This window comes from Stenotrophomonas sp. P5_B8 (assembly GCF_054049855.1).
On sequence record NZ_JBFULO010000228.1, the window covers coordinates 1 to 5,861 of the forward strand.

General features: G+C 65.2%; 9 protein-coding genes. All 9 read left to right on the plus strand.

The window, feature by feature from the left end:
- Window positions 1-1,056, plus strand: a 1,056-nt coding sequence (locus ACXJKH_RS12900; RefSeq protein ID WP_457319804.1) for a phage major capsid protein, incomplete at its 5' end; no start/stop codon positions are given.
- 60 nt (window positions 1,057-1,116) lie between these two features.
- On the plus strand, window positions 1,117-2,691 hold the full coding sequence (locus ACXJKH_RS12905; protein ID WP_457319806.1) for a galactosyltransferase-related protein: 1,575 nt from the start codon (window positions 1,117-1,119) through the stop codon (window positions 2,689-2,691).
- A complete protein-coding gene (locus ACXJKH_RS12910) occupies window positions 2,688-3,335 on the plus strand; it encodes a hypothetical protein (protein ID WP_457319808.1) in 648 nt (215 codons plus the stop codon). The genes ACXJKH_RS12905 and ACXJKH_RS12910 overlap by 4 nt, the downstream gene beginning before the upstream one ends.
- Window positions 3,326-3,634: a head-tail connector protein gene (locus ACXJKH_RS12915; RefSeq protein WP_457319810.1), complete on the plus strand. Its 309-nt coding sequence runs from the start codon at window positions 3,326-3,328 to the stop codon at window positions 3,632-3,634. Before ACXJKH_RS12910 ends, ACXJKH_RS12915 begins: the two co-directional genes overlap by 10 nt.
- Window positions 3,634-3,984 carry a head-tail adaptor protein gene (locus ACXJKH_RS12920; RefSeq protein ID WP_457319813.1) on the plus strand — a complete coding sequence of 117 codons (351 nt, stop codon included), beginning with the start codon at window positions 3,634-3,636 and terminating at the stop codon, window positions 3,982-3,984. The genes ACXJKH_RS12915 and ACXJKH_RS12920 overlap by 1 nt, the downstream gene beginning before the upstream one ends.
- The gene (locus tag ACXJKH_RS12925; RefSeq protein WP_457319815.1) at window positions 3,977-4,459 is read left to right on the plus strand and encodes an HK97-gp10 family putative phage morphogenesis protein; all 483 of its coding nucleotides are present in this window, start codon (window positions 3,977-3,979) and stop codon (window positions 4,457-4,459) included. The genes ACXJKH_RS12920 and ACXJKH_RS12925 overlap by 8 nt, the downstream gene beginning before the upstream one ends.
- Complete coding sequence (locus ACXJKH_RS12930) at window positions 4,449-4,802, plus strand: DUF3168 domain-containing protein (protein ID WP_457319817.1); 354 nt, start codon at window positions 4,449-4,451, stop codon at window positions 4,800-4,802. The genes ACXJKH_RS12925 and ACXJKH_RS12930 overlap by 11 nt, the downstream gene beginning before the upstream one ends.
- A 67-nt stretch (window positions 4,803-4,869) precedes the next feature.
- Window positions 4,870-5,541 carry a phage tail protein gene (locus ACXJKH_RS12935; protein ID WP_457319819.1) on the plus strand — a complete coding sequence of 224 codons (672 nt, stop codon included), beginning with the start codon at window positions 4,870-4,872 and terminating at the stop codon, window positions 5,539-5,541.
- Window positions 5,541-5,843: a hypothetical protein gene (locus ACXJKH_RS12940; protein ID WP_457319821.1), complete on the plus strand. Its 303-nt coding sequence runs from the start codon at window positions 5,541-5,543 to the stop codon at window positions 5,841-5,843. The genes ACXJKH_RS12935 and ACXJKH_RS12940 overlap by 1 nt, the downstream gene beginning before the upstream one ends.
- Window positions 5,844-5,861: the final 18 nt, after the last annotated feature.

Sequence of the window (5,861 nt, forward strand, 5' to 3'; positions counted from 1 at the left end):
GAGGTGCAGAAGGTCGTGGACAAGGTTCTCAAGCTGGAAGAGAAGGGCCTGCTCCTGCACGGCAACCCGGCCCAGAAAAAGGGCTTCATCGACTTCGTGAAGGGCCACGACGACTACAAGGCCCTGACCGAGCGTAAGCAGGCATCGGCCGAGCTGGAGATCACCAAGGGCGACATGGCCGCGATGCAGGAGACGAAGATCGTCACCAGCGCCGGCATCGTGCCGCCGAGCTACGATCCGACCCTGCAGGCCGGTCCGCGCCAGGAGCTGCGCATCCGCGACCTCATCCCGTCGGTGCCCGTGTCCGGTCAGAGCTTCACCTACTACCGCGAGCTGCTGCACACCCGTGCCGCTGCCGGCGTGGCCGAAGGTGGGGCCAAGCCGCAGAGCAACGTCACCTTCGAACCGAAGACCGACTTGGTCAAGAAGCTGGCGGTGTGGATCCCGGTGTCCGACGAGGCGCTGGACGACATCCCGCAGATGTACGGCTACCTGCAGCAGCTGCTGCGCTACGACCTCAAGCTGGAAGAGGAGCGCCAGATCCTCAAGGGTGACGGCCAGGGCAACAACCTCAACGGCCTGATGACCCGTGCCAGCAACTTCAATGCGGCACTGAGCAAGAGCGGCGACACGGCGATCGACACCGTCCGTCGTGCCATCTACCAGGTGCGCAAGCAGTCGCAGCTGGCGGCCGACGCCACGGTGATGACCGATCTCGACTGGATGAACATCGAGCTCGAGAAGGACGCCCAGAACCGTTACCTGTTCGCCAACCTGCAAGGCTTCGTCACCCCGATTCTGTGGGGTCGCCCGGTGATCAGCTCGGACAGCATGGATGAGGGCGACAGCGACGAGGGCGGCGAGTTCCTGGTCRGCGCGTTCCAGCGTGGCGCGCAGATCTACGACCGCATGTCGTTCCTGGTCAAGATGGGCATGATCAACGACGACTTCATCAAGAACCAGCGCGTGTTGCTGGTGGAAGAGCGCCTGGGCCTGGCGATGCGCCGCGAAAACGCGTTCGTCAAGGGCCGTTTCGGTCAGTCGGCCGGTTCGTAACAGCAAACGGCAAGGACAGCTCCCCCTCACCGGAGGGGGAGCCTCTCAGATGGAGGATCTATGCGAGTTGTCGTAGCTGTTCCGTGGCGTGAGTCGCCCGGCCGCGGTAAATGGTTGGAGGCGGTAAAGCGTCACTTCGCCACGCACTTTCCAGATTGGAAGCTGATCACGGTTGATGCCGGCGGCGACGTGTTCAGCCGGGCCAAGTCTCGGAACCTGGCCGTGGTCGAGGCCGAGCGGGCAGGCGCTGAGGTGGTGATCATCAACGATGCGGACGTGCTGGCCCGCTCGGCATCGCTCCGAAGCGCGGCCGAGCAAGCGTTTCAAGCCGGTGGCTTGCACCTGCCCTTCGAGACGTGCGTCGTGTTGAACGGGGTTGAGGCCGAGGCATTCGCGGCCAACGTGTCATTCCCGCGCGCTGGAGGCTTCGCCTCGACCGGTGGCATATACGCGGTCCGGCCAGACCAATGGCGCGCCTTTGGTGGCGTGGATGAGTATTTCGAAGGCTGGGGCGGCGAAGACGACCAGACGGTCGCCGCGGCTGCGGCCTTGGTTGGGGTTCACCGGCATCTGGGCATTGCGGTGAGCTTGGGCCATCGCGCGGAGCGGCTGGTCAATCCGCACTACGCGGCAAATATGGCTCGGACCCGGGCCTATCAGGCGGTGCAGGGCGATCCTGCAGCCATGCGGGCGCTGATTGCCTCCCGTGCTGGCCTGCTGGAGCGCATGCGCGCGCAGCCCCCGCGCGTAGCGGTGGTCGCGCCTTCTCGGGGCCGGCCGGCGAACGTGGAGCGGCTGTGGAAGTCGATGCAGCAGACCGCGCTCTGGCCCGTGGACCTGTTGGTTGGCCTGGATGCCGACGACGAGGCGAGTTACCCCCGCCTGCCGGGCGTCACCTACGTGGTCAAGCCAAGGCAGCGCCTGAACGCGTGGTGGAACGAACTGGCGATCGACAACATCGATCGCTACGACACCTTCGTGTTCGCGGGCGACGACAATGTCATGGTCACGCCGGGGTGGGACTTCCTGCTGGACGACGAGCTGGCGCGGCACCATTACGCCGGCTTCGCCACCGGGCCGGATGGGCTGCGGAAGGACAAGAAGTTCACCTGGGCAGCGATCGGCGCCAGGCAGATTCGGGAGCTTGGTTACGTGGGCCCGGAAGGGCTGATTCACCTTTGCATCGACACCGCCTGGCAGTACCTGGCACAAGCCACGGGCTCCATGTACTGGCTCGATCACGTCCTGATCGAGCATATGCACTACTCGCGCAAGGGCGCAGGGGTTGCCGAAGATCAGACCTATCGGGAGGCGAATGCGGCCGAGGTCAACCGGAAGGACCACGACACCGTTAACGCCTGGGGATCGTCGCCGCAATTCCGCAAGGACGTGGAGAAGATCCGGAAGTTGCTTTCCACGCCGTTTGAGCGGCAGGTGCCACAGGCGTCGAGTCGCGACGAGGAGCCGCCGGCCGCTGCTTTGGACGTGGTGACGCTGCCCTTCGAGATACGCATCGCCGGCGCGATCTATCGAAGCGGGACGCTCCGCGTGCCCGTGTCGGTGGTGATCGAGGACGGCAAGCTCCGGATGGATCCGGACGCCGACCTGGCCGAATTGGTGAGGGCGCAGCTATGAAGATCGCGGTTGTCGCGCACTACAGCCGCAGCCGGCAGGCCTACGCGCTCGCGTCGTCGCTGGGGGCGTCGGTGTTCATGGACCACGAAGGCAACGGTGCAGCGTGGAACCATCGCAGGGCGCTCGCTTGGGCCGCAGAGCAGCAAGAGCGGGTGATCGTGCTGGAGGATGATGCGCAGCCCGTGGCGGGCTTCCTAGCCGCCGCTCAACGTGTGATCGACCGATTCCCTGACGACTTGGTGAGCTTTTATCWGGGCACCGGCCGCCCACCCCAGTACCAGGCGGTGATACGGGAGCGAATGGAAGACCTTGACCGGCGGGGCGGCGACTCTCTGGTGATGCCCGACCTGCTCCATGGCGTGGCCTACTCGGTCCCGCCGGAGCGGGTCGCCCTCGTCCTGCAGCGCATGTCCCACACGCTGCCGGCGGACTTCGCCATCGGCCGGGCTTGGACATCCTTCACCGGCCGGCAGGTGGTCTACCCGGTTCCGTCACTGGTCGACCATGCAGACGGGAGCAGCGTCGAGCATCACCCCGATGGAAAGCCCCGAACGGAGCCGCGCCGGGCCTGGCGGCTGCCCTCCTGCGTTGGCCCTGAGCACTGCAAGCCGGCGTTTCCCGAGGAGGGCAAGTCATGGCTGTAACGATTCCGCTTGATCTGGTTCGCCAGCAGTGCAACGTCCTGGCCGATATCGAAGACACGCTGCTCGAGCAGTACGTGGCCGCCGCGCTGGCTCATGTGGAGCAGCACTGCGACCGCCGGCTGGTCGAAAGCGAGCCGGCGGATATCAGCGAGATGAACCTAACCCCGGATGTCGTGCAAGCGGCGCTGTTGTTGGTCGGGCACTGGGTCGCCAACCGCGAGGCGGTGGTGATCGGCGAGGTATCCAATGAAGTGCAGCTGGGCTTTGCCCGGTTGCTTTGGTACAGGAAGGCATTCTGATGCGCGCAGGACAGTTGAACCGGAGGATCGAGGTGCAGAAGCCGGGCACGATCCGGGACGAGGCCGGCCAGCCGGTCGACGGCTGGATTCCCGTCGGTCCGCTGATGGCTGACATCGGCAATGAAACCGGCATGGGTGCGATTCGTTCATCGGTGCAGGGCGACGCGCCGGCCTCGATCGCCCGTTACAGCTTCCTGGTGCGTTTCAGCGGCGCGCGCGCCCTGGGGGTGGATGCAGGGATGCGGATCGTTCATGACGGTGACGTGTTCGAGGTAAAGGGCATTGCCCGGGACTACCGAAACCGCGACAGGGCCTACATCCTTTGCGAGCAGGGCGGCAACGATGGCTAACAAGATCGACCTGAGCGGCGCGCTGGCCGGCTTGGACCGGCTCGGCGCTGCGGCTACGAGCGTCTCCCGATCCATGGGTGTGGCCGCCGGCAGCATCGTGCGCGACGAGGCAAAAGCGCTGGCCCCGGTGAAGAGCGGCAAACTCAAGGCGGCGATCTACCTTGCCTACCGCGATGCCCAATCGACCGAATCCAAGGTCGTCTATAGCGTCAGCTGGAACGGCCGCAAGGCACCGCACGGGCACCTGGTCGAGTTCGGTCACTGGCGCGTCAATGAACTGGTGCAGGGTGAGGACGGACTCTGGCGCGCGTCGCGGGATCGCCTTCCGGAGCCGAAGTGGACACCGCCGCACCCGTTCCTACGGCCGGCTTTCGAAGGCACCCGGAACCGTCTGATGCAGGTGGCCACCAAGCGCGGCCGGGAGCGCCTGCAGGAGCTTCTCGCGGGTGATGGGGGTGCCGACGATGAGCCTTGAAGCCACGATTACCGCGCTCCTTGAGGGGTTGGTGGACGGCAGGCTCTACCCGGACGTCGGTCCGGATACGTCCGTCTACCCCTTCATCACCTATCAGCAGGTGGGCGGACGGTCTCTGCAGTACCTGGAGAAGACGCTGCCGGGGCACGAACATGCTCGGCTGCAGGTCAACGTATGGGCTAAAACGCGCTTGGAAGCGAACCAGCTCGCCCGCGCCGTGGCCCATGCGCTTGTGCAATCGCCGATGCCTTGCGAGACATACGGGGCTTTCGCCGCTATCTACGAGCCAGCGATCAAGAAGTACGGAACGCGCCAGGACTTCGGGCTCTGGCATCCCGCCTAATCGACCCGCCAAACAATCAACACGCCGCCCTCGGGCGGTTTTTTTATGCCCAAAGGAGGGCACAACCATGGCTTTGAAGTTCCCGAACGGTACGGTGCTGGGAATCAGCACCGCAGTTGCAGCCGCGGTCGCTGCCACCGCAATCTCCAACGCAAATCCCGCCGTCGCCACGGTCGCGGCCGGCAGCGGCATCTCCGAGGGCGACGTCCTGGTGGTGCGGTCGGCCTGGCCGGAGCTGAACGATCGCGTCGCGGTCGCCGGCTCCAGCGGCACTGCAATCCCGCTGCGGGGCATCGACACCACCGATACCGACGATTTCCCCGCCGACCAGGGCCCCGGCAGCCTGCTGCGCGTGACCGACTGGATCGATTTCAGCCAGCAGGGCGACGTGTCCACCTCCGGTGGCGAGCAGCAGTTCTGGAATGGCGTGTTCCTCGAGGACCGCAGCGGCCGCCAGCGCCAGGTGCCGACGATCAAGAACGCCAAGACGTTCAACCTGCCGCTGTACTTCGACCCGAAGCTGCCCTGGTATCAGGCCGCGAAGAAGGCCGACCGCAAGAAGCAGCCGGTGGTGCTGCGCGCGCGCCTGCCCGACGGCGACGTCCTCTACTACTACGGCTACCTGTCCTTCGACGCGGATCCGAGCCTGAGCGCGAACAACCCGATGCAGAACACCGCGACCTTCTCGATCAACTCCGACCACACGTTCATTTCGGCTGACGAGGAGGAGGGCTCCTGATGGCGGTCAAGAAGGGTGAAGCGCCGGCTGTGATCCCGGCCAAACTGTCGTTTTCCGGCACCGGCGAGAAGTTCAAGCTGGACGTCAAGTTCCGGAACGTCAACGGCAAGGAGTACCGCGCGGCGGTGGACGATGGGAAGAACCTGGCCGAGCTTGTCTTCCTGGTGGTGGATGAGTGGGACGCCGACTACCCCCTGTCGGTCGAAGGCATCATGGACTTCGAAGATGAGCGCGCCGGGATCTGCGAGGGGCTGCTGATGGCATACCACCGCGCCCGCCGGGTTGAACTGGAAAAAAACTGATTGAGGCGGTCGGGGCGC